The sequence below is a fragment of the Ensifer sp. MJa1 genome (assembly GCF_037026475.1).
Lineage (GTDB): Bacteria > Pseudomonadota > Alphaproteobacteria > Rhizobiales > Rhizobiaceae > Ensifer.
Genome location: NZ_JAKUMO010000002.1, coordinates 121,569 through 144,068 on the forward strand (window position 1 = coordinate 121,569; position 22,500 = coordinate 144,068).

Sequence of the window (22,500 nt, forward strand, 5' to 3'; positions counted from 1 at the left end):
ACACCTCCGGATGTGCTCCGGAGGTGTTTTTTTCGCATCAGCTTGAGACCGTGCGCGGATCGTCTGCCGATCAGGCCGACAGCGCCTTGAACTCGGCAAGGATGGCGTCGCCCATCTCCGTGGTGCCGACCTTCCTGGCACCTTCGGCCATGATGTCGCCGGTGCGGATGCCCTTATCGAGCACGTTGGCGATCGCCTTTTCCAGATTGTCGGCTTCCTTCACGAGATTGAAGGAATAGCGCAGGCACATGGCAAAGGAGGCGATCATCGCGATCGGGTTGGCGATGCCCTTGCCGGCAATGTCAGGCGCCGAGCCATGCACCGGCTCATAGAGCGCCTTGCGCTTGCCGGTGACACCATCAGGTGCGCCGAGCGAGGCCGACGGCAACATGCCGAGCGAACCGGTGAGCATGGCGGCCACATCCGACAGCATGTCGCCGAACAGGTTGTCGGTGACGATGACGTCGAACTGCTTGGGCTGGCGCACCAGCTGCATGCCGCCGGCGTCGGCCAGCATGTGCTCGAGCTGAACGTCGGAATACTTCGCCTTGTGCGTCTCGGTCACCACCTGGTTCCAGAGCACGCCCGACTTCATGACGTTGCGCTTTTCCATCGAGCAGACGCGGTTCTGCCTTGTGCGGGCCAGCTCGAAGGCGACGCCTGAGATGCGCTCGATCTCGTAGGTGTCATAGACCTGGGTGTCGATGCCGCGCTTCTGGCCGTTGCCGAGATCGATGATCTCCTTCGGTTCGCCGAAATAGACGCCGCCGGTCAGTTCACGCACGATCAGGATGTCCAAGCCCTCAACGAGCTCGGGCTTGAGCGACGAGGCGGCAGCCAGCGCCGGGTAGCAGATCGCCGGACGCAGATTGGCGAAGAGCTCGAGATCCTTGCGCAGCCGAAGCAGGCCGGCTTCCGGGCGCACCTCGTAAGGCACCGCATCCCACTTCGGACCGCCGACGGCGCCAAACAGCACCGCGTCGGCGGCAAGCGCCTTTGCCATGTCCTCTTCCGAGATCGCCTGGCCATGGGCGTCATAGGCCGAGCCACCGACCAGGCCCTCGTCGGTCACGAAGCCGGCACCAAGCTCGGCATTCATGTAGGCGATGATCTTGCGGACTTCCGCCATGGCTTCCGGGCCGATGCCGTCGCCGGGGAGGATGAAAAGTTTGCGGGCCATTTTCGGCACTCCTGTGTCTGGTCTGAAATAAAGCGGCAAAGCCGCATTGAAGATGATGCGGTCGCGGCTAAGCCGCTGGCTTCGCGCCTTCGATCTGCCCGATGCGCTCGCGCAGCGTGTTGGCGACAGCCTGCGAGGCCGAAGACACAGCGATTTCGAGGCTCGCCTTGCCGCCCTCCACTTCGACCGCAAGTTTCGAAACGCTGACGCCGAGCCGGCGAACGATGTCGAGCAGCCGCGAAACGATGTTTTCGAGATCGCCGCTTTCGACGGTGTAGCGCATCGTATCGGTCATGCCGCCACCTTCGGCCAGGGACGCTGTTCGGGGCGCATGGTCTCAAAGGCGCGTGCCAGGCGAAGCACGCCGATATCGTCGAAGGACTGTCCGATGATCTGCAAGCCGATCGGCAGCCCGCCGGCGGTATAGCCGCAATTGATCGAGACCGCCGGCTGTCCGCCCATGTTGACGGCGACGGTAAACGCGATGTGTTCGAACGGTTTTTGCGGATCGTTGACCGGCGAGGCCCATTCGGCGGGATAGGATGCCGTGGGTGCTGTCGGCGACAGGATGAAGTCATAGCCGGAAAGCGCTGCGTGCAGCGCGTTGCGCATCGCCTCGATCTGGGCAAAGCCGGTATAGACCTCGCGGCCGGAAAAACTCTCGGCCGTTTTGATCCAGTCGAAGATGTAGGGCAGGATCTGCGCCTGTTTCTCCGGCGAAAGACGCGACACGTCTTCCCAGCCGCGCGCCCGCCAGAAGCGGTCGAGACCGTCGATCATTTCGCGGGTCAGGAACGGGCCGATCGGCTCGATGATCGCTCCGGCATCGGCGAAAAGCGTAGCTGCCCGCTTGACTGCGTGTTCCGTTTCTTCGGTGACCGCCTGGCCGAAGCCGGCGTCGAGCCAGAGCCCGATCTTCAGGCCCTTCACGTCACGGTCGAGATCGAGCCAGGGAATGTCGGCATAGGGCAGGGCCATGGTGTCGCGGGCGTCGGGCCTCGACAGCACCGACATGTAGAGCGCGGTATCGGCGACGGTCCGGGTCATCGGGCCGGCGACGCGACCGATGAAGGGCGGATTGATCGGCACGCGACCGGCAGAGGGCTTGAGGCCGACGACGCCGCACCAGCCGGCCGGCAGGCGGACCGAACCGCCGATATCCGTGCCGATGTGCAGCGGTCCGTAGCCGGCGGCGGCCGCAGCACCCGCACCGGCGCTCGATCCGCCCGGATTGGCCGAGATGTCCCACGGGTTGCGTGCGAGCTTGTGGAAACTGGAAAGACCGGAAGAGAGCATGCCGTAGTCGGGCATGGTGGTCTTGGCGAGCAGAATGCCGCCTGCCTCGCGGGTGCGCGCTGCCGGCGGCGCATCGGCTGCGGCCGGCGTCAGCGACACGGCGGCGCAGCCGAGCGGCACGGCCGTGCCCTTGGTGGCGATGTTTTCCTTGATCGTCACCGGTACGCCGTCGATGGCACCGAGCGGTTCGCCCTTTGCCCAGCGCTCTTCCGATGCCTTCGCCGCCTTGCGCGCGTCGGCGGGATCATAGGCCCAGAGCGCATTCAACTTCGGCTCGGAGGCATCGATCCGCACGATGACGGCTTCGGTGACCTCGACGGGAGAGAGCTTTTTCGAGCGGTAGGCCTCGACAAGGTCGATGGCGGAAAGATCGGCGAGATCGGACATGGCATGAATTCCCTAGGAGAAATGACAACGGGCGGACCAGGCCGGCGTTACCGGCTTGGCCACGGGCGTGCGGGTCAGACAGATTTCCTGCCTCACTGGACAGACGGCGGCATAGGCGCAGCCGGCTGCAGTTGTGGCGGTATGGACGGGCGTCTGCGGCGGCGTGTCGGACCGCTCCCGCTTGCGCCGCCCGGAGAAGGGTTTCGGCACGGCGGCGACCAGCGCCTGGGTATAGGGATGGCGCGGGTTGTCGAAGACGTCGTTTGTCGGCCCTTCCTCGACGATGCGGCCGAGATGCATGACGGCGACACGGTCAGTGATGGCGCGCACCACACCGAGATCGTGGCTGATGAAGAGGTAGGATAGGCCGAGCTTCTCCTGCAGGTCCATCATCAGGTTCAGCACCTGCGCCTGGATCGAAACGTCGAGCGCCGAGACCGGCTCGTCGGCAACGATCAGCGCCGGCCTTGTGATCAGTGCCCGGGCGATGGCGATGCGCTGGCGCTGGCCGCCGGAGAATTCGTGCGGATACTTGTCGGCCGACGCGAGCGGCAGGCCGACCGCTTCCAGCACTTCGGCGATGCGCTTATTCCGCTCCGCCGTGCTGGTGCCGCGTTCCAGAGAGACGATCGGCTCGGAGATGATCGTTCGGACCGTATGGCGCGGATCAAGCGAGCCGTAGGGATCCTGGAAGATCGCCTGGAAGCCTTTACGCGCCTCGCGCAAGCCCGCGCGATCGAGGGCGTAGATGTTGTTGCCAGCGATATTGACCTCGCCCGATTGCGGCCGTTCGAGCCCCATGACCGCGCGCGCCAGCGTCGATTTGCCGGAGCCGCTTTCGCCGACGATGCCGAGGCTCTGACCGGCCGCAAGCTCGATGCTGACGCCATGCAGGACACGCAGCCGGCTGTGTTTCGAGAAGATCGACGGGCGTGGCAGATCGTATTCACGCACGAGATCGGTGGTTTTCAGAATGGTCTTACTCACGGTGCCACCATCTTTTCACGCGGATGAAAGCAGGCGGCACGATGCGGCACATGTCCATCGGTATTGATCAGGTCGAGTGCCGGGATCGCCTGACGGCAATCGGCCTCGGCGAACGAACAGCGCTCGGCGAAGGAACAGTGGGGTGGCCGGCCAAACGGGTCCGGAACGATGCCAGGGATGGCGTTCAACCTCGGCCGGCCGTGACCTTCCTGGCGGGCGCCGAGGGCTGCTCCATGCGGTGAGGCGGCGAAGAGGCCGCGGGCATAGGGGTGCGCCATGCGGGCAAAGACATCGTCCGTGCGCCCGGTCTCGATGATGCGTCCGGCATACATGACGGCGATGCGGTCGGTCATTTCCGAGACGACGCCGAGATCGTGGGTGATCAGCATCAGCGCCGTGCCGGTGTCCTCGATCAGTTCGTCGAGCAGGTCGAGGATCTGCGCCTGGACGGTCACGTCGAGTGCCGTCGTCGGCTCGTCGGCGATCAAGAGGTCCGGTTCGCAGGCGATCGCCATGGCGATCATCACGCGCTGCCGCTGGCCGCCAGAAAGCTGGTGCGGGTAGAGGTCCAGATCGAAGCGCGGCGCCGGCAGGCCGACCCGGTCAAGCAGCGCGCGCGCCTTCTTCTCAGCGTCCGCCTTGGTCTCGCCGAGATGGAGGCGCCGCCCCTCGGCGATCTGCGCACCGATCGACTTGACCGGGTTCAGCGCCGTCATCGGTTCCTGGAAAATCATCGCCACGCGCCGGCCGCGATAGCCGCAATAGTCGGCTTCGGCCAAGCCGGCGAGATTGCGCCCGTCGAACAAAAGCTCGCCGCGCACACGCATGCGCTGCGGCAAGAGGCCCATCACCGCAAGGGCTGTCATCGACTTGCCGCTGCCGGATTCACCGACGATGCCGAGGCGTTCGCCGCGGTTGAGCTGGAGATCGATATCGCAGACGATATCGACTCGGCTTGCGCCTGCCGAGAGTTCGACCGACATGCCGGCCATGTGAAGCAAGGTTTTTGTCATCGTTGCCGCCTCACGCGCGGGTCGAGAATGTCGCGAAGGCCGTCGCCAAGCAGGTTGAGGCCGAGCACGGCGAAGGTGATCGCCAGTCCCGGAAAGATCGCGAGCCACGGCGCCTGGTAGATGAAGGTCTGGGCGTCGTTCAGCATCTTGCCCCAGCTCGGCATCGGCGGCTGGGTGCCGAGGCCGACATAGGAGAGCCCTGCTTCCGCGACGATCGCCAGCGCAAACTGGATCGTCACCTGCACCAAGAGCACATGGTTGATGTTGGGCAGGATGTGCAGAAGCGTGATCGCCACGTCGCCGCGGCCGGCGCAGCGGGCGGCCTGCACGTATTCGCGTTTCCAGAGACCCATCGAGGCGCCGCGGGTGACCCGGGCAAAGACCGGAATGTTGAAGATGCCGATTGCGATCATCGCGTTGGTGGCACCCGGGCCGAAGATGGCGGTGATGATGACCGCGGTCAAAAGTGCGGGAAAGGCAAAGGCAAGGTCGCTCATGCGCATGACGAGGCCGTCGACCCAACCGCCGCGGGCGGCAGCCCAGGCGCCGAGCGGCACGCCGATGCCGGCGCCGACAAGCACCGCGACGATTGAGACGGATATCGAATTGCGGGCGCCGACCATGATCATCGACAGGATGTCGCGACCGAAATTGTCGGTGCCGAACCAATGGGCAAGGCTCGGCCCCTGCAGCTTGTCACGAAAATTCATCGCGGTCGGCGAATAGGGCGTCCAGATAAAGGAGACGAGCGCCATCGCCACCAGGATAAGGGTCACGGTGGCGCCGATCGTCAGGCTGCGGCTGCCGATCAGCTTCGAGATCAGGCCGGGTTCGGAGGTGGTTGCGGCGGTGGACATCAGTGGCCTCCCCGCGACAGCCGCGGATCCAGGTAGCCGTAAACCAGATCGACGAGGAAGTTGATGGTGATGACGGAGGCGGCAAGCAGGGTCACCAGTGTCTGCACCGTCACCAGATCGCGCTGCGCGATCGCCTGGAAGACGAGGCGGCCGATGCCCGGCAGGTTGAAGACGTTCTCGATGATGATCGTACCGGCAAGCAGGAAGGAAAACTGCAGGCCGATGATGGTGACGACCGGGATCAGCGCGTTCGGCACCGCATGTTTCCAGAGCGCGCCGGAGCGAGAAAGCCCCTTGGCGCGGGCGGTGCGGATGAAATCTTCGCCGAGCGTCTCGATGACGGCCGAACGCGTGACGCGCCCCAGAATGGCGGCAAGCGGCAGGCCGAGCGCGAAGGCCGGCAGGATCAGTGATTGCAGGCCGTTCCAGATGCCGCCTTCCCAGCCGGCAAAACCGGAGGCCGGGAACCAGGCGAGCTTCAGCGCAAAGAGCAGTATGAAGAGCAGTGCCAGCCAGAAGTTCGGGATGGCGACGCCGACCTGGGCGATGCCCATGACGACCGTGTCGCCGGCCTTGCCGCGGTTGGCGGCGGCATAGACGCCGATGGCGATGGCGACGACGACGGAGATTGCCATCGAAAGCAGAGCGAGCGGCAGCGTCACCAGGATGCGCGGCCCGAGCAACTCGCGGATCGGCACCGAATAGGTAAGGCTCATGCCGAAATCGCCGACGACGAAGCCGCCGATCCAGTGGAGGTAGCGGATCCAGATCGGCTGGTCGAGGCCGAGCTGCCGGTGCAGTGCCGCGATCGCGTCGGCGTCGGCATTCATGCCGAGCATCAGCACGGCGGGGTCGCCGGGTAGCACCTGCATCAGCAGAAAGACGATGACTGAAGCGGCGAGCGTCGTCAGAATGAGCGACACGAGGCGACCGCCGATAAAGGAAATCACATCAACCTCCCGGAAAGAGCGGGCGTCGACCGGCGCCGGGTGCGGCGGTCAACGGCAGAACTGCATCTGCCCCTCCCGACGATGAGGAGGGGCAGGCGCCTATCGTCAGTTCTCCCAATAGGTCTGGGTCTGGTCGTCGGCCGGAACCGGCATGTTCTTCCAGAGGCCCTTCACCTTCTTGTTCCAGACGCCGATCTTCGGCAGCGCGTAGAGGAAGACGTTCGGCTCGTCGGCCGCAAGCTTGCGCTGGAGCTGGCCCGCGAGATCCATCTGCTCTGCCTCGGTCGAAGCCTGCGTGAAGGACTTGTAGAGCGCCTTGTACTCGGGGTTCTGGTAGTTGAAGTAGTACTTGTCGCGGGCATAGATATCGAGGTCGCGGGCCTCGGCATGGGCGATGATGGTCGCGTCGAAATCCGAGTTCTTGAACACCTGATCGAGCCACTGCGCGAACTCGATCGGCACGAGGTTCACCTTGACGCCGACTTCGGCGAGCATCGCCGCGATGATCTCGCCGCCACGACGGGCATAGGCCGGCGGCGGCAGCATGATGGTGATCTCGAGGTTCTGAACGCCCGCTTCCTGGAGCAACTGCTGCGCCTTGCCCGGATCATAGGGGTAGGTGTCGTTGAGATCGACATAGCCGGGTTCGACCGGCGAATAATGCGAGCCGATCGTCGTGCCGAAGCCCGAATAGGTGCCCTCGACCAGCGACTTGCGGTCGATCGCGTAAGCGAGTGCCTGGCGGACGCGGACGTCGTCGAACGGCTTGCGGGCATTGTTGAGCGCGAGCACCACCTTGCCGGAGGTGCTGCCGACCTCGACCTGCAGGTTCGGGTCACTCTGGAACTGGCTGACGAGTTCGGCCGCCTGGAACATCGGGAAGGCGTCGACATTGCCGGCAAGAACGGCGGCAGCGGCGGCCGACGGATCGCTGATGAACTTGAAGGTCACTTCGCTGAGCTTGGCCGGTTCGCCCCAGTAGTCGGCGTTCTTTTCCAGCACCACCTTGTCGCCCTTGGCCCACTCCTTGAACTTGAACGGGCCGGTGCCGACAGGATTGGTCTTGTTGCCGGCGGCAGATGACGGCGCGATCATCACCGCATCGCCCCAGGCCATGTTGAAGAGGAAGTTGGAGGCCGGGCGCTTCAGCGTCACCACGGCGGTTGCCGGATCCGGGCATTCAGTCCTTTCGATCGGCTCGAACAGGCCCTTCTGCGCATTGGTGGAATCCGCCGAGACGGCGCGCTCATAGGAGAACTTGACGACCGAGCAGTCGAACGCAGTGCCGTCGTGGAACTTGACGCCCTGACGAAGCCTGAAGCTGTAGGTCTTCTGGTCGTCGGAGATCGTCCAGCTTTCAGCGAGCAGCGGCTTGACGCTGCCGTCCTCGACCACGCGCACCAGGCCCTCGAACAGGTTGCCGTAGGTGATGTAGCGGATCGGCGCTGCAGCGCCCGCGGTCGGGTCGAGGCCCGGCGGTTCGAGCACCTGGCCGACGGTGATCGTATCCTTGGCCATCGCCGTCGTCAGCGACGCGGCGATGAAGCACGAGGCAAGTGCCCATTTCGTCAAGTTCATCATGGTTCCCCCGCTTTGCGGTTGGTTGTTTATGTTTTCCAGTAATCAGATCGAGCGGCCGCCGTCGACGTCGAGCGCCACGCCGGTGATCATCGACGCCTGCGGCGAGGCGACGAAGTAGGCGGCCTCGGCGAGATCTTCGGGCTTCAGCAGGCGTCCGAGCGGAATGGAGTCGCGGAACTTCTTGCGGATTTCTTCGCTGTCCTCGCCCATGAAAGTGGTGAGCAACGGCGTTTCGCCTGCAACGGGATTGAGCGCGACGACGCGGATGTTGAAAGGCGCGACCTCGATCGCGAGCGCCTTGGTGACTGAGACCACCCAGCCCTTGGTCGCATTGTACCAGGCAAGGTTCGGTCGCGGCCGGTTGGCGCCGGTCGACGCAATGTTGACGATCACGCCTGCCTTGTTGTGCTTCATGTGCGGCAGCAGCGCCCGCGTCATCAGGTAGACGCCGCGCACATTGACGCCGAGGATGCGGTCGAACTCATCCGGTTCGACCAGCTCGGCGTTTTGCGGCTTGTGGCCGATGCCGGCATTGTTGATCAGGATATCGACGCGCCCGAATTTCTCGATGCCTGCGGCAACCGCGGCGTCGACATCCGTCTCCTTGGCGATATCAGCGACCACGGCAAAGGCATTGCCGCCCAGCTCGCTCGCCACGCGCTCGGCACCTTTGGCGTCGCGATCGACGACGACGACTTTGGCGCCGCCTTCGACGAAGCGCTTGGCAATGCCCTCGCCGAAACCGGAGCCTGCGCCGGTGATGAGAGCGACTTTACCTTCTAGTGACACGTGTTCCTCCTAAGGCAATCTTGCATCATGGGGTGGAGCGGGACGCGGCCGGAAATCCGCCCTTTTCCTCGTCCCACCCTAGCCGTGGTAGACAGAAATGGTTTTCATGCTGGCGAAACCGTAGAGGGCCTCAAAACCCTTCTCGCGGCCATGGCCGGATTTCTTGACGCCGCCGAAGGGCAGCTCGACGCCGCCGCCGGCGCCGTAATTGTTGATGAAGACCTGGCCGGCATGGACGGCGCGCGCCATCCTGAGCTGCCTGCCGCCGTCATTGGTCCAGACGCCGCAGACGAGGCCGTAGGCGGTGCCGTTGGCAAGGCGGATCGCTTCCTCTTCGCCGTCGAACGGCATGATCACCTGAACCGGGCCGAAGATCTCTTCCTGCACCGTGCGGTGTTCGTGCGGCACGTCGCGCAAAAGGGTGGGGGCGACATAGGCGCCTTCGGAGGGCGCATCGGCGACGATCTCGCCTTGCGCCGCAACCTTCAGGCCGTCCTTTACCGCACCAGAAAGAAAGTCTTCAATGATCGCCTTCTGTCGCTGCGAGACCACAGGCCCGACGGAGAGATCGGCGCCTGCTGGGCCGACCTTGAGGGCGCGGTAGCGCTCGCTCATGCGTGCGACGACGTCCTCATAGATGGCGCGCTCGACGAGGATGCGTGACGAGGCCGAGCAGGTCTGGCCGGCGTTCTGGATGCCGGCATTGACGAGGAAGGGAACGGCGCGGTCGAGGTCGGCATCGGCAAAAACGATCTGCGCCGACTTGCCGCCGAGTTCGAGCGTCACGGGCACCGCATTTTTCGCCGCCGCCGCCTGCACCATCTCGCCGGTCCGAACCGAGCCGGTAAAGGAGATGTGGTTGACGTCGGGGTGTTCCGAGAGAGCCGCACCCGCTTCCGAGCCGAAGCCGGTGACGATGTTGAGCGCGCCCGACGGCAGGCCTTCCTCTTCGGCGATGCGGGCAAATTCGAGGATCGTCAGGCAAGCCTCTTCCGCCGGCTTGACCACGGCGGCATTGCCCATGGCAAGGGCTGCACCGAGGCTGCGGCCGAGGATCTGCATCGGATAGTTCCAGGGGATGATGTGCCCCGTGACCCCATGCGGCTCGTAGACGGTCAGGACGGTGAAGCCGTTCTGGTAGGGGATTGTGTCGCCATGCACCTTGTCGGCCGCGCCACCGTAGAACTCGAGATAGCGGGCAAGCGCCACGACGTCGGCGCGCGCCTGCGTCACGGGCTTGCCAACATCACGCGCCTCGAGTTCGGTCAAGAGATCGATGTTGTTGAGCACCGCCGCCGAAATCCGGGTCAGGACCCGGCCGCGCTCGGTCGGCGTCATGCGGCCCCAGTCACCGGAGAGGGCCGCGCGTGCCGAGCGCACGGCGAGATCGACATCCTCGCTGGTGCCCCGGGCGATCTGCGCGAATTGCTCGCCGTTGGAAGGGTCGCGGACAGGAATAAGCTCGCCGCCTGTTGCGTCCTGCCAGGTGTTTGCGATGAAATTGCCGTAGGTCTTCACGTCATGCCTCTTTGTCAGTCTCGCGCCCCTCGAGGAGCGCCTTCAATCTCATTGCCGTCGCGTTGATATGGGCGCGCGCCAGCTTCTCGGCCTCGTCGAGGTTTCGTGCCGCGATCGCCTCGACGATCAGCCCGTGTTCGGCAACGGCCGTTCTCGCGCGTTCGCTGGACAGCGAAAAGGCCGGTGCAAAGACCTGCGAGGTCATGCGCAAAAGCGGCCCGAGCGGCGCCAGCGACGCATTGCGGGACGCGGCTACGATCGCCTCGTGAAAGACGACGTTGGACTGGGTGTAGGCGGCGGGATCCCAGCGCTCGACGATCTTGCGCTGGCGCTCGACCTGCTTTGCCAGATCCTTGATCTCGGAGGATGTCGCACGTTCCGCGGCGTTTCGCGCGGCCACGCCATCCATCGCTTCACGCACCGCATAGGCGTCGAGCAGCTTCGGCAGGTCGGCGGTTGCGACCCTAACGCCGCTGCCCGGCTTGTTGACGACGAGACCGTCGCGCTCCAGCACCCGCAAGGCTTCGCGAAGCGGCGTGCGGCTGATGCCGAACTCGGCAGCGATCTTTTCCTGGCGCAGCGTCGCGCCCGGGGCATAGACGCCGGCATAGATACGTTCGCGAAGGGCCTGGGCCACTTCGTCGAGAAGGCGTGACTGGCTTCGCCATTCGAAGGATTGGTTCATCGATCCCTCCCAAGATCGAGGCAAATTGTATCCAGGATACAGGCGATGTCAATCAGTCAGAAGCTACATGGCGGGTGGGAACGATTGGCTGTCCGGCGAAACACAAGCTGCGTGCCGCCTCTGGGTTTCGCCGCCGGCGACGAAAACTGGAACGCGGTCTGCTCAACGCCGCCCCGCGGCGATGCGGTCAGGACGACCAAACGGGCTTTTGGAAAGGGAAAGATCGCCCAGCGATCCGCGTTTCTTCGGATGCAAGCCCCACAGACTTAGGACTGGCGCTTCCACCTTATCGCCGGTCGCGAATGCGTTGACGCGCTCGTCGCACATGCTTCTATTAGGAGGGATCATGCTGGGAGGTCAGACGTGCAGATGCTCGATTGGATTGCGATTGCCCTGTTCCTCGTGACCTGGGCGGCGCTGGAGCCGTTGATGGCGCTTGGCTGGCCGCGACGAAAGGACAGCCTGATGCTGGACATGGTGCATATCAGGCGGGCCTGGATGCGCGAGGTCCTGACGCGCGACACCAATTTCATCGGCGATGCCGCCATCCTCGGTCACACGATCAATTCGGCCTCTTTCTTCGGTTCGGCCAATCTCATTGTCATCGTCGCGATGAGCAGTGCCCTTTTCATGCAGCCGACGGCCGGCCTCCAGTCAGGCATCATCACGATGTTCGCGCCGATCGAACCGCTGTGGCTGTTTCAGTGCAAGGTACTGCTTGTCATGGCGACGTTGCTGCGCGGGCTTTCCGAATTCATCTGGGCGGTCCGGCAGATCAACTATTGCCTTGCGGCGATCGGAGCCAGTCCGTCGCGGGAGGAGGTTCGGGATATTGACGCCTGGACCCACGCCTTGTCGCTGATGATCAATCCCGCCCTTCGCTCGTTCAGCCAGGGTGTCCGCTCCTACTACTTCACCGTTGCCGCGGCGCTCTGGTTCATGGGGCCTGTCGCGTTTCTCATCGCAATCGCCGGCTCGGTGGGACTTCTCGTCTGGAGACACAGTTGGTCGGATGCGGCCAAGGGCGTGATGGAGGTGCGCAAGCTGCTCGACGAGAGCACGCAGCCTGCCATCGAGGCAGTGCCTGCTGCGGCGAGCGGTTCACGGAAGGCCAACAGCTGAAGACATCCCGCGAACCGACGTCGACATGTCGCTGCTGTCGCGCACGGATCATTCGTACCATTGCCCCTACAAGGGCGGGGCGTCCTATTACAGCATTCCGATCGGCGGCGAGCGGTTGACAAACGCCGTCTGGACCTATGAGCGCCCGCATGCCGCAGTCGGCGATATCAGGGATCGGTTGGCATTCTATCCCGATCGGGTGGACTTGATTGAGGAATTGCAGGCGGAAACAAGCGATCGCTAGTGGCATTGACGCTGAATGGCGACGCACTGATTGCTCGAAGTGCCGTCCCGGCGGGGGTCACTCGAAGCGCGTGCGAAGTGTTTCACGCACCGCCTTCAGGAATTCTGCCACTTTCGGCAGATCGCCCAACTGCTGATGGTAGAGATAGTATAGATTCGTGGTTGGTCCGGACCATTGGGCGAGAACCGGAACGAGCCGCCCCGTGGCGAGGCCATCCGCGGCCAGCGCATCACTCAAGAGGCCGACGCCGAGACCTTCGGCGATCAGCCGTTCCCCGATCGCCGGATCGTCGACAACGATGGATGGCGGGCGCTCCAGGGTGAAATGCCGGTTCCCATCCGTAAGCACCCAGTGCACAAGGTCCCGTCGCATGCGTGTCCGGTGCGCGACGAGTGCGACATGCATCAGGTCTTCAGGGGAGGCAATGCTCAGTCGAGTGACGTAGCTAGGTGCCGCATAGAGGCGCTGTTCGATCGTTCCGATCTTTCGATAGATCATCTCGCTGTCGACAGGCTCGCCCATGCGCAGCGCCACGTCGACACTTTCGCCGATCAGGTCGACATTGTGATGGGTCGTCTGCAGGTCGACCTGAACCTCGGGGCAAAGCTCTGCGTAGCGTTTCAGGATTGGCGGCAGGAAAGTACGGGCAAAGGCGACTGACGTCGCCACCCGCAGCCGTCCGCGGGCGGTGCCGTCGGCGGGCCCGAAACCGGCAATGCCGCGATCGATGACCTCTACCGCCCCGCCAATCTGTTCCACCAGATGTTTGCCCGCCTCGGTGAGCGAGACGCGGCGGGTGGAGCGCAGCAGCAATGCGACACCGAGCGCGGTCTCAAGCTCGCCCAGGCGCCGGCTGACCGTGCTTGGCGGCAGGTGAAGGCGTAGCGCCGCTGATGAAAAGCTCTCGGTGCGGGCGACCTCGAGGAAAATCCTGAGGCTGTTGAGATCGGCAGATAGCGGGGATTTCATGCGTTTCCGGAACAATCACTTCCATGATCGCAGGATAATCGACTGAAGGTTGAATTGATAGCTTCGTCGCATCAAATCGAAGGAGCCGATCATGACCACCCGCAGACAAGCCCTTGGCCTTCTCGCCGCCGCCGCCCTGCTGCCGTTCGCCCCGCGCCTTGCTTTTTCCGCAGCGCCGTTTTCGGCCGTCGCCAATGCCGGTTACTACCGCTTCCGCTTCGGGCGTTTCGAAGTCACGGCCCTTTCGGATGGAACGCTGGCGCTGCCGATGGCCAACATCTACCAGAATGAGCCGGTCGACGAACTCCAGCGCAGGCTGGATGACAATTTCCTCGGCAAGGAGACGCATCTGTCGATCAACGCCTACCTGGTGAATGACGGCGAACGCCTGGCGCTCATCGATGCGGGATCGGGTGCGTTGCTCGGTGCCGCCGCCGGCAAGCTCATGCGGCACCTGACGGCCTCCGGTTACCGTGCCGATCAGGTCGATGCCGTGATCCTGACGCATGTCCACGCCGATCACTCCGGCGGCCTCACGAGCGATGGCAAGTTACAGTTTCCGAACGCCGTGGTCCACCTTGCCGATCGCGAATACCGTTACTGGATCGAGCGCGAAGGCGTGACCGCGATGACGGAGGCGCAGAAGACCGACTTCCAGCGTGCCCATGACGCTCTCGCTCCCTACGTTGCCGCCGGAAAGGTAAAGCGCTTTGCCGACAATGCGGACGTGTTGCCGGGTCTAGGGTCCATTCTGCGGGCCGGACACACGCCCGGGCATTCGTCAATCGTGCTTGATGCCGGCGACGGTGAGCGTCTCGTCTTCTGGGGCGACATCATCCATGGCGATCACGTGCAGTTCGACGCGCCCGATGTCTTTGTCAGCTTCGACGTCGACGGGACGGCGGCGGCAGCGACCCGATCCGTGGCCCTATCGGATGCGGCCGATGGGCGTTATCTCGTTGCCGGCGCACACCTGCCGTTTCCCGGTGTCGGTCACGTCGCCCGCGACGAGACGCTCTACCGCTTCGTCCCCTGGAACTACGTCGAGTAAACCGGGCGCCCTTGGCCGGGCTCAGGTGTAGGCAAAGGCGTCGATGGTCTCGCTGCGTCCGCGCAGGCTGAGGCCTTCGTGCCTTGTCCACCGGTCGGCGCCGTCACCGTCGATCCCGGCATCAGCGAAGGCTGCGGCCGAAACCACGACCGATGCATTGAGGTTCCGGGAGGCGGCCTGCAGCCGCTGGCCGACATTGACGACGTCGCCGATGACCGTGAATTCGTAGCGGTGGTCGCCGAGAAGCCCGACGAAGACCTCTCCGACATGGACCCCGATGCCGACCTCGACCGGTTTCTCGCCGCTCGCCTGGCGCTCGAGGCTCCATTTGTCGACGGCGGCTGCAAGCGAGGTCGCGGCGTTGATGGCGTTGCGGGCATCGCCTGCGCCGGGCGAAGGCAGGCCGAAGATCGCCAGCAGGCCGTCACCGATGAATTTGTCGATGACGCCGCCATTGGTGGTGATCGCCTGCTCCGCCCGGCTGCGGAATGCGTTGAGCAGCGTGACGACCTCAGATGGGTCGAGCGCCTCCGACATGGTGGTGAACCCGCGGATATCGGCAAAGAGCACGCAGACCCTCTGGCGCGTGCCATTGCGCAACGTATCGACATTGCTGGCGAGCACATAGCGGTTGATCTCGGCGGAATTGAACCTTTCGAGCACGGCTCTCTCCCTTGCCGTGCGGATCGCCAGCATCAGCGTCCGCCGCGCGCGGGAGGCTGCGAGCGCCATCGCAAGGCCGGTCAGGAGCACGATCGCCAGCCGTGTGATGTTGGACCCGTCGGAAAACAGTGGCTGAAGCTGAGGGGCAACGGGAAAGACCAGGCCTGCCGGAGTTGGCCACCAGATGAGCAGGCCGATCGCGAGCACGAGCAAGAAGGCTTGCACGAACAGGCGCCAGGCGTTCAACCCGAAAGAGGTGATCGCAAGCAACAGGAAGGCAGCCCAAGGCGAGACCAATGCAGAGCGCATGCCGGCCGGCAGGCTTTCGAGCCAAGGACCAAACCAGCCTATGCCGAACAGCAGCAAGGCATCCGCCACGACCCCGAGCCAGGGCACGATCCTTGGATAGTTCGAGCTGTGCGCGAGAAATGCTCCGAGCGCCGAGAGGCAGATGTTGGCGACGGCGATCAGGGCAACCCAGTCGCTCCACCGTCCAAGAATGATCGCGAGTGCGAGCATCAGCGCCGCGATCGCCAGCGAAAAGGCGAGCCGCGCGTTGGACGCGAAGCGTTCGGCCTCACGCTCGGCGTCAAACAGAACGCGGCCGTCCTGACTGTTCCAGCCGTCGGGCGGTTCGACCTTCAAAAGCATGCGGATCCCCTTCGCCGAGACCTCGGCATCCTTCCATTCGGGCTACAGCGAATCAAGCGCGCTCGGGGTGGGGCCTGTGCAAACGATGAACAGGCATCGTCACATTGGCGTGTGCACGCTGAAGCCATTCCATCTGGCGGGGCGCCTGATAGCCGGCTACCGATGAGCTAGGAAATGACGTTGCGGACGAACCGCACGATATCATCGCCTTCATTGATGTAGGAATAGGGCTGGGCCGAGCTGTAGACCGCGAAGGTGCCGGTCGGGTAGCGCTTGCGCTCACCCGAGAGCTCCAGCGTCAGGGCCCCTTCCGTTACGAACAGCATCTCGTGCCAGCCCTGCGGGTCGGGCTCGGCGCCGTAGTGTTCACCGGGAGCAAGCGACCAGAGCCACATCTGGGCTTCGGACGCCGCCGGGGTGGATGCAAGCAGCCGCGCTTCGCTTTCCGGTTTCCGTCCACGCCAGGTGATCGCGTCGATGTTGTCGCGGGATTGGCGCGATGGGTCCCTGACGAGATCGACGAAGCCGACATTCATGGCTGCCGCCAGCCGGTCGAGGCTTGAAAGGCTGATATTGGCGTCTCCTCCTTCGACCGCGACGATCATGCGCCGGCTGATGCCCGACGCCGTTGCCAGCGCCGTCTGGCTCAACCCCGATGCCAGGCGGATGCGCTTGAGGTTTTCGGCCACATGGGACAAAACGTCGGATCGATCTTGACTGTGCAATATATTGCTCATAACGTCTTTCTACAGGGATCGAACACCAAATGCCACAGGCTTTTCCGGGCCCCGTCAGCGACGGAGAGCTCATGCGGAGCCGTGGCAGCATATCGGTTCATGTCACAGGAAACGGCATTTCTCAACGCGCGTGGCCGCGCCCGTTACCCGCCCGGGCCGGCATGTTCGAAACATATCTCAACTGTTCGAAAGGACCTTCGCATGAAAATCCGCGACTTCGGCGTCGAAATCTGGATGAACCGCTATGAAAACCATTGCGAATGGAACCTCGCTGAGACCTGCGTCGAGTCCCTGACCGTGGCGGAACTGCTCGAGATGGCCGGCAAGATGGACAGCATCCTCTCCGAACTGCTGCCGCTGAAGCTGACCTATGGCGCGATCGAGGGTTCCGAGCGGCTGCGCGGCCTGATCGCAGGCCTCTATGCGCAACAGGGGATCGACAATGTCGTCACCACCCATGGCGCGATCGGCGCCAATGCGCTGGTGCATGAGACGCTGGTCGAGCCGGGCAACCGGGTGATTTCGGTGTTGCCGACCTATCAGCAGCACTATTCGATCCCGGAGAGCTATGGTGCCGATACGCAGATCCTGCGACTGACGGAAAAGACCGGCTTCCTGCCGGACCTTGAAGAATTGCAGCGGCTGGCGACACCAGGCACCAAACTGATCGCCATCAACAATCCCAACAATCCGACCGGCGCGCTGATGGATCGCGCCTATCTCGAGAAGATCGTCGCGATCGCCCGCGCCGCAGGCGCCTGGATCCTTTGCGACGAGGTCTATCGCGGCACCGACCAAAAAGGCGACGGGCTGACCGCATCGATCGCCGACCTCTACGAAAAGGGCATCAGCACCGGCAGCATGTCGAAGACCTTTTCGCTCGCCGGCCTGCGCCTTGGCTGGATCGTTGCGCCGCGGGAACTGATCCAGGCCGTATCCGTTCACCGCGACTACAACACAATCAGCGTTGGCATGCTCGACGATCACTTCGCGGCCATTGCGCTTGAAAACAAGCACAAGATCCTCGCCCGCAGCCAGAACATCACCCGCACCAACCTCGCCATTCTTTCCGACTGGGTGGAGAACGAGCCGTTGATCTCCTGGATAAAGCCGCAATCGGGCACGACGGCGCTTCTGAAATACGACCTGCCGATGACATCAGAGGCGTTCTGCCTGCAACTGCTTCAGCGAACGGGCGTGATGTTCACGCCGGGCAGTGCGATGGACATGGAGGGTTGCCTCAGGATCGGCTACGCCAACAACGAGAGCGTGCTTCGCGAAGGCTTGAGGCGCGTCTCCGAGTTCCTGCGGGAGCAAAGAGCGGCCGCGGCCTAACGCTGGCCGCCGATCTCCTCAGGGCTCTATGTCGAGCTCCGGGTAGCGGCGGAAGATGCCGTTCTCGTTGAAGGCCAGCCGCCGCGGTGAAGCGAGATAGGCGGCGATGTTCGGTCGTGTTTGCACCGCGGCATGCAGCTTTAAGAGCTCGGGGTATTGCGGCTCATAATGGCGCATCGCTCTTGGGAAAGCATAGCGGAGCCCTTCGATCACCTGGAACAGCGAGAGGTCGACATAGGTGGTGGCATTGCCGACCGAATGGCCGCTGCCGGCAGGATTTTGTTGCAGCACCCGCTCGAAGTAGCCGAGGAACTTCGGGATGCGGTTTACGACAAACTCGAACGCCCGGTCCTCCGCCTCTGCCTTCTGCTCCTCATAATATTTCGAGGTGGCGATCGGATGGTGCGTGTCGTGCACCTCGGCGACGAAGTCGGTGACGGTGAGCTGCAGGCCATTGGCAAACCAGCGCAACGCCTCATCGTCAGGCGCCAGCCCGAGCCTGGGACCGAGGTAGAACAGGATGTTTGCCACATGGGAGATGATCTGGTCGCCGTCCCTGAGAAATGGCGGCGCGAAGGGAATGTGCGCCTCGGCAGCACTCTCCATCAGTTTCAGCATTTCGCCTGTGCCGCGGCCCGACACGCGGGTGACGTCGACATAGGTCGCACCGGCATCTTCGAGTGCGAGGCGCACGAATTCACCACGGCCCTGGATGCCGTCCCAGTAGTACAACTCATAGGTCATGGACGCCTCGGTAGTGGTTCTGGACAAGGGTTTGATATAGGCGGCGAAAAGACGATGGCGAGGGGAGAGCCGAACAGTGATGCCCCTCTGTCGAGCAGGACCCGTCTCGTGCTAAGGCGCTGTAGAGTTGAGTGTCGCCGGCCTGCCGAGGAAGCCTTCGTGAGCAAACCGAACTATCGCGACATTGCCGAGCTTGCGGGCGTCGGGACTGCCACGGTCGAGCGTGTGTTGAACGGCCGTGGCGGCGTTCGGCCGGACCTGGTCGAAAAGGTCGTGGTCGCGGCACGCACGCTCAATTATCCGCGCACGCTGCCCGATGCCCATCGTGGGCTGTTGCGCATCGACGTGTTGATGGTGCGCCCGGAGACGACCTTCTATCGCCGCCTGTCGCAAGCGTTCCAGCGCATCGCCGAGACGCTCGATCCGCTCGTCGTCGTGCATCGCAGCTTCACCGAGGAGATGAAGCCGGACGAGATTGCCCGACGCATTCTGTCGTCCGACGTGCCGCGCGCGGGCCTGATCCTTGCCGTACCCAATCATCCCCTGATCAGTGCCGCCGTCGAGGCCGTGGTCGCGCGCGGCGTGCCGGTCGTCCATGTCGTGACCAGGGCCTCGGAGAAGCTGGGTGAATTTGTCGGCATCGACAATCATGCAGCAGGGCGAACCGCCGCGCTCTTCATCGCGCGCATGGCCACTCGGCCGGGGCCTGTCGTCGCGCTCTGCCACCCGATCTACCAGGTCCATCGTGATCGGCTCACTGGCTTTTCGGACTATTTCCGCGAGCATCTGGGCGAACGCGATTTTCTGTGGCTGGGCTTTACCCGCGACGAGGAACACTACGGCGCCGAGGCGTTGCGGTCTGCACTCGACATGTATCCCGATATGGCCGGGCTCTATAACGCCGGCGGCGCAAACGCGGCCCTGATCGACGTGCTGCGCCGGCATCCGCGCGGCAGGGAGATCTTCTTCGTCGGCCACGAACTGACCGACTATACCCGCAAGGCACTAGCCGACGGCATCATGGACGTGGTGCTCGATCAGGCGCCCGAGGCGCAGGCCCGCCGGGCGCTGGATCTTGTGCTTCGCCGGATCGGCCTTTCCGAGATGGACCCGGACAAGGCGCCGATCCGTTTCATCACCATCACCGCCGAGAGCCTTTGATCTGATTTGATCAAGGAAGCCTTCGGTATCCAACGATCCCCCTGCTAGATTCTGTTCAGCAAGGAGGCCGGCTTCCCAAGCGGATTGTACCGGAAAAACAGCGCCCGGAGGCGCTCTCCTTCGTCGGTGAATTTGCGGAGCGCCTGCGGTCCGCTCGGGAGAGAGCGTCATGGATGATCTGAAATATGGAGCGCGCAACAAGCGCGGCGATTGGGTGCCGAACGAGCCGATCGAGACGGCGCCGCTGTTTGCCTTTCCGCCAAAGCTGATGGCGCTGGTCAAATGGTTGCCGCACTACTTCTTTCCTTGGAACGCGATCTTCGCTGTCTCGGCCGTCGCGTATTGGGCCTGGGTGATCCCACCGATCGAGACGATGCGGAGCTTGAGTTTCGGCTGGATCGCCTGGCTTTATGTGGTCAACGCCGTCTGCGTCTTCCTGTTCTACGGCGCTTTCGAGATGCACCTCTACGTGCTGAAGCGGCAGGAAAACCGCTTCAAGTATAACGGCAAGTTTCCGGCCGAGCAGAAGAGCAAGGCTTTCTGGTTCGAAAGCCAGAACCTCGACAACATCCTGCGCACGTTCCTGTCGGGCGTGACGATCTGGACCGCCGTCGAGGCCGGAATGCTCTTTGCTTATGCCAATGGCTATGCGCCGTGGCTGAGTTTTGCGGAAAACCCCTGGACGCTCGCGCTTGTTGCGCTGGTCGTGCCTGTGATCCACGAGTTCCACTTCTTCTGCATTCACCGGCTCATCCACACGCCATTTCTCTACAAATGGGTGCATTCGGTCCACCACAATTCGGTGAACCCGTCGCCCTGGTCGTCACTGTCGATGCATCCGATCGAGCACCTGCTCTATTTCGGCACCGCCTTCTATCATCTGGTGCTGCCGTCGAACCCGATCCTGATGCTCTACCAGCTTCACTATGCGGGCTTCGGCGCCATTCCCGGCCATGTCGGCTTCGACAAGGTCGAGGTCGGGGACGAGACCCTCGTCGATAGCCACGCTTATGCGCATTACCTGCACCACAAGTATTTCGAGGTGAACTACGGCGACGCCCTGATCCCGCTCGATCGCTGGTTCGGCACTTGGCACGACGGCTCCAAGGAAGGCGAGGCGCAGATGCAGGAGCGCTACCGCAAGCGCAAGGAAAAACTCGCGGCCCGCAAGGCACGCAACACAGTAGGGGAGGCAGCAGAATGAGCACCGTGATCACCTGGGTTCCAGCCTGCAAACTGGACGACATCGAACAGGAAGGGGCGATCCGCTTCGACCATGCCGGCCGCACCTACGCGATCTACCGCGGCCCTGACGACAGCGTCTATTGCACCGCCGGTCTCTGCACCCATGAGGCGATCCATCTCGCCGATGGGCTGGTCATGGACTACGAGGTGGAATGTCCCAAGCATTCCGGCGCCTTCGACTACCGCACCGGCGAAGCCATCCGGCTTCCGGCCTGTGAGAACCTCAAGACCTACCCCGCCGAGATTGTCGACGGCGAGGTTCGCGTGGCCCTTAGCTAGGGCCACCCACGCAATCATTGACCAGGCCCGCGGGGCCTCCGGATTGCGCTCGGGTGATCCGGCACCCATCGGGAGGAAATCATGAAATCCATGTACCTGGCGGCAGCGCTTGCCGCCTTGATGGGAAGTGCTGCCTCTGCAGAGACGATCGGCGTCTCGATGCAGAGCTTCGACAACAACTTCCAGACCCTGCTGCGCGAGGGCATCAACACCCGCGCTTCGGAGGTCAACGGTACTTCCGTCCAGATCGAGGACGCCCAGACCGATATCTCCAAGCAGCTGAACCAGGTGAACAACTTCATCGCCGCCGGCGTCGACGCGATCATCATGACGCTGACCGATACCTCTGCCGCCCCCGGCATCAGCGAGGCGGCGGAGAAGGCGGGCATTCCGCTGGTCTACCTCAATCTTGAGCCGGAAAACCCTGGCACGCTGCCGGCAAAACAGGCCTATGTCGGCTCGAAGGAAACGGACTCCGGACGGCTGGGCGCGGAGGCCGCCTGTTCGCTGCTCAAGGATAAGGGCAAGGCCAGCGATGCGCAGGTCTATATCCTGATGGGCGATCTTGCGCACCAGGCCTCGCGCGACCGCACCTCGTCGTTCAAGGAGACGCTGGCCGCCGGCGACTGCAAGGGTGCCACCATCGCCGACGAACAGTCGGCCGCCTGGACCCGCACCAATGCCATGGACCTGACGACCAACTGGGTCACGGCCGGCCGGCCGATCGATGTGGTCTTCGCCAATAACGACGAGATGGCCATCGGGGCCATCCAGGCGCTCAAAGCGGCCGGTATCTCGATGGACGACGTGATCGTCGTCGGCATCGACGCGACGCAGGATGGCCTTGCCGCCATGGCGGCCGGCGACCTCGACGCGACCGTGTTCCAGAACGCCAAGGGGCAGTCGGCCAGCGCCGTGGACACCGCAGTCTCGCTCGTGCGCGGTGAAACGGTCGACAAGAACGTCTGGGTTCCTTTCGAACTCGTCACGCCCAAGAACATGGCCGATTACGCGGCGCGCAACTGATCCTCCTCCTGCATGTTTCCTTTGGTCACA

At 63.5% G+C, this 22,500-nt stretch carries 21 protein-coding genes and 2 pseudogenes; 8 read left to right on the top strand and 15 right to left on the bottom strand.

Translation table 11 applies throughout. The features are described from left to right. Positions 1–70 precede the first annotated feature (70 nt). The 11 genes from leuB to MKZ91_RS03415 form a co-directional block, all read right to left on the bottom strand. A complete protein-coding gene (gene leuB / locus MKZ91_RS03365; protein WP_336167980.1) occupies positions 71–1,180 on the bottom strand; it encodes a 3-isopropylmalate dehydrogenase in 1,110 nt (369 codons plus the stop codon). Positions 1,181–1,247: 67 nt separating this feature from the next. Further along, positions 1,248–1,475 carry a hypothetical protein gene (locus tag MKZ91_RS03370; protein WP_336167982.1) on the bottom strand — a complete coding sequence of 76 codons (228 nt, stop codon included), beginning with the start codon at positions 1,473–1,475 and terminating at the stop codon, positions 1,248–1,250. Continuing rightward, positions 1,472–2,863 (bottom strand): amidase, encoded by a 1,392-nt coding sequence (locus MKZ91_RS03375; RefSeq protein ID WP_336167985.1) that lies wholly within the window; start codon positions 2,861–2,863, stop codon positions 1,472–1,474. The genes MKZ91_RS03370 and MKZ91_RS03375 overlap by 4 nt, the downstream gene beginning before the upstream one ends. A 12-nt stretch (positions 2,864–2,875) precedes the next feature. After that, a complete protein-coding gene (locus MKZ91_RS03380) occupies positions 2,876–3,850 on the bottom strand; it encodes an ABC transporter ATP-binding protein (protein WP_336167987.1) in 975 nt (324 codons plus the stop codon). Further along, a complete protein-coding gene (locus MKZ91_RS03385) occupies positions 3,847–4,863 on the bottom strand; it encodes an ABC transporter ATP-binding protein (protein ID WP_336167989.1) in 1,017 nt (338 codons plus the stop codon). Before MKZ91_RS03385 ends, MKZ91_RS03380 begins: the two co-directional genes overlap by 4 nt. Next, complete coding sequence (locus MKZ91_RS03390; protein WP_336167991.1) at positions 4,860–5,720, bottom strand: ABC transporter permease; 861 nt, start codon at positions 5,718–5,720, stop codon at positions 4,860–4,862. Before MKZ91_RS03390 ends, MKZ91_RS03385 begins: the two co-directional genes overlap by 4 nt. Beyond that, on the bottom strand, positions 5,720–6,670 hold the full coding sequence (locus MKZ91_RS03395) for an ABC transporter permease (RefSeq protein WP_336167993.1): 951 nt from the start codon (positions 6,668–6,670) through the stop codon (positions 5,720–5,722). Before MKZ91_RS03395 ends, MKZ91_RS03390 begins: the two co-directional genes overlap by 1 nt. Before the next feature lie 105 nt (positions 6,671–6,775). Beyond that, the gene (locus tag MKZ91_RS03400; protein WP_336167995.1) at positions 6,776–8,251 is read right to left on the bottom strand and encodes an ABC transporter substrate-binding protein; all 1,476 of its coding nucleotides are present in this window, start codon (positions 8,249–8,251) and stop codon (positions 6,776–6,778) included. Between the two features lie 42 nt (positions 8,252–8,293). Continuing rightward, the gene (locus tag MKZ91_RS03405) at positions 8,294–9,040 is read right to left on the bottom strand and encodes an SDR family oxidoreductase (RefSeq protein ID WP_336167997.1); all 747 of its coding nucleotides are present in this window, start codon (positions 9,038–9,040) and stop codon (positions 8,294–8,296) included. Between the two features lie 78 nt (positions 9,041–9,118). Beyond that, positions 9,119–10,558, bottom strand: a complete 1,440-nt coding sequence (locus tag MKZ91_RS03410; RefSeq protein WP_336167999.1) for an aldehyde dehydrogenase family protein — start codon at positions 10,556–10,558, stop codon at positions 9,119–9,121. A gap of 1 nt (position 10,559) precedes the next feature. Then, positions 10,560–11,243, bottom strand: coding sequence for a GntR family transcriptional regulator (locus MKZ91_RS03415; RefSeq protein WP_336168001.1), 684 nt, complete (start codon positions 11,241–11,243; stop codon positions 10,560–10,562). Positions 11,244–11,612: 369 nt separating this feature from the next. On the opposite strand from MKZ91_RS03415, the pseudogene MKZ91_RS03420 reads away from it, so the two are divergent. Together MKZ91_RS03420 and MKZ91_RS03425 are read left to right on the top strand one after the other, a co-directional pair. Then, positions 11,613–12,296, top strand: a pseudogene (locus MKZ91_RS03420) (DUF599 domain-containing protein); the annotation flags it as partial. Between the two features lie 58 nt (positions 12,297–12,354). Next, positions 12,355–12,609: pseudogene (locus tag MKZ91_RS03425) on the top strand (DUF427 domain-containing protein); the annotation flags it as partial. A 57-nt stretch (positions 12,610–12,666) separates the two neighbouring features. On the opposite strand, the gene MKZ91_RS03430 reads toward MKZ91_RS03425, so the two are convergent. After that, positions 12,667–13,578, bottom strand: a complete 912-nt coding sequence (locus tag MKZ91_RS03430; protein ID WP_336168006.1) for a LysR family transcriptional regulator — start codon at positions 13,576–13,578, stop codon at positions 12,667–12,669. 91 nt (positions 13,579–13,669) lie between these two features. Between MKZ91_RS03430 and MKZ91_RS03435 the strand changes: the two genes are divergently transcribed. Next, positions 13,670–14,629: an MBL fold metallo-hydrolase gene (locus MKZ91_RS03435; RefSeq protein ID WP_336168007.1), complete on the top strand. Its 960-nt coding sequence runs from the start codon at positions 13,670–13,672 to the stop codon at positions 14,627–14,629. Positions 14,630–14,650: 21 nt separating this feature from the next. Here the strand turns inward: MKZ91_RS03435 and MKZ91_RS03440 are convergent, their stop codons facing one another. Beyond that, the gene (locus MKZ91_RS03440; protein ID WP_336168008.1) at positions 14,651–15,943 is read right to left on the bottom strand and encodes an adenylate/guanylate cyclase domain-containing protein; all 1,293 of its coding nucleotides are present in this window, start codon (positions 15,941–15,943) and stop codon (positions 14,651–14,653) included. A gap of 167 nt (positions 15,944–16,110) precedes the next feature. Further along, positions 16,111–16,680: a helix-turn-helix domain-containing protein gene (locus MKZ91_RS03445; RefSeq protein ID WP_336168010.1), complete on the bottom strand. Its 570-nt coding sequence runs from the start codon at positions 16,678–16,680 to the stop codon at positions 16,111–16,113. A gap of 201 nt (positions 16,681–16,881) precedes the next feature. Between MKZ91_RS03445 and MKZ91_RS03450 the strand changes: the two genes are divergently transcribed. Next, a complete protein-coding gene (locus MKZ91_RS03450; RefSeq protein ID WP_336168012.1) occupies positions 16,882–18,015 on the top strand; it encodes an aminotransferase in 1,134 nt (377 codons plus the stop codon). An 18-nt stretch (positions 18,016–18,033) separates the two neighbouring features. On the opposite strand, the gene MKZ91_RS03455 is transcribed toward MKZ91_RS03450, so the two are convergent. Then, the gene (locus tag MKZ91_RS03455; RefSeq protein ID WP_336168013.1) at positions 18,034–18,759 is read right to left on the bottom strand and encodes a glutathione S-transferase; all 726 of its coding nucleotides are present in this window, start codon (positions 18,757–18,759) and stop codon (positions 18,034–18,036) included. 159 nt (positions 18,760–18,918) lie between these two features. Between MKZ91_RS03455 and MKZ91_RS03460 the strand changes: the two genes are divergently transcribed. From MKZ91_RS03460 to MKZ91_RS03475, 4 genes are all read left to right on the top strand, one after another. Beyond that, positions 18,919–19,920 (top strand): LacI family DNA-binding transcriptional regulator, encoded by a 1,002-nt coding sequence (locus tag MKZ91_RS03460; protein ID WP_336168015.1) that lies wholly within the window; start codon positions 18,919–18,921, stop codon positions 19,918–19,920. 169 nt (positions 19,921–20,089) lie between these two features. Further along, entirely contained in the window at positions 20,090–21,124 is a 1,035-nt protein-coding gene (locus tag MKZ91_RS03465; protein WP_336168016.1) for a sterol desaturase family protein, read from the top strand. Positions 21,125–21,132: 8 nt separating this feature from the next. After that, complete coding sequence (locus MKZ91_RS03470) at positions 21,133–21,444, top strand: MocE family 2Fe-2S type ferredoxin (protein ID WP_336168581.1); 312 nt, start codon at positions 21,133–21,135, stop codon at positions 21,442–21,444. Between the two features lie 81 nt (positions 21,445–21,525). Continuing rightward, entirely contained in the window at positions 21,526–22,470 is a 945-nt protein-coding gene (locus tag MKZ91_RS03475; RefSeq protein WP_336168018.1) for a substrate-binding domain-containing protein, read from the top strand. Positions 22,471–22,500: the final 30 nt, after the last annotated feature.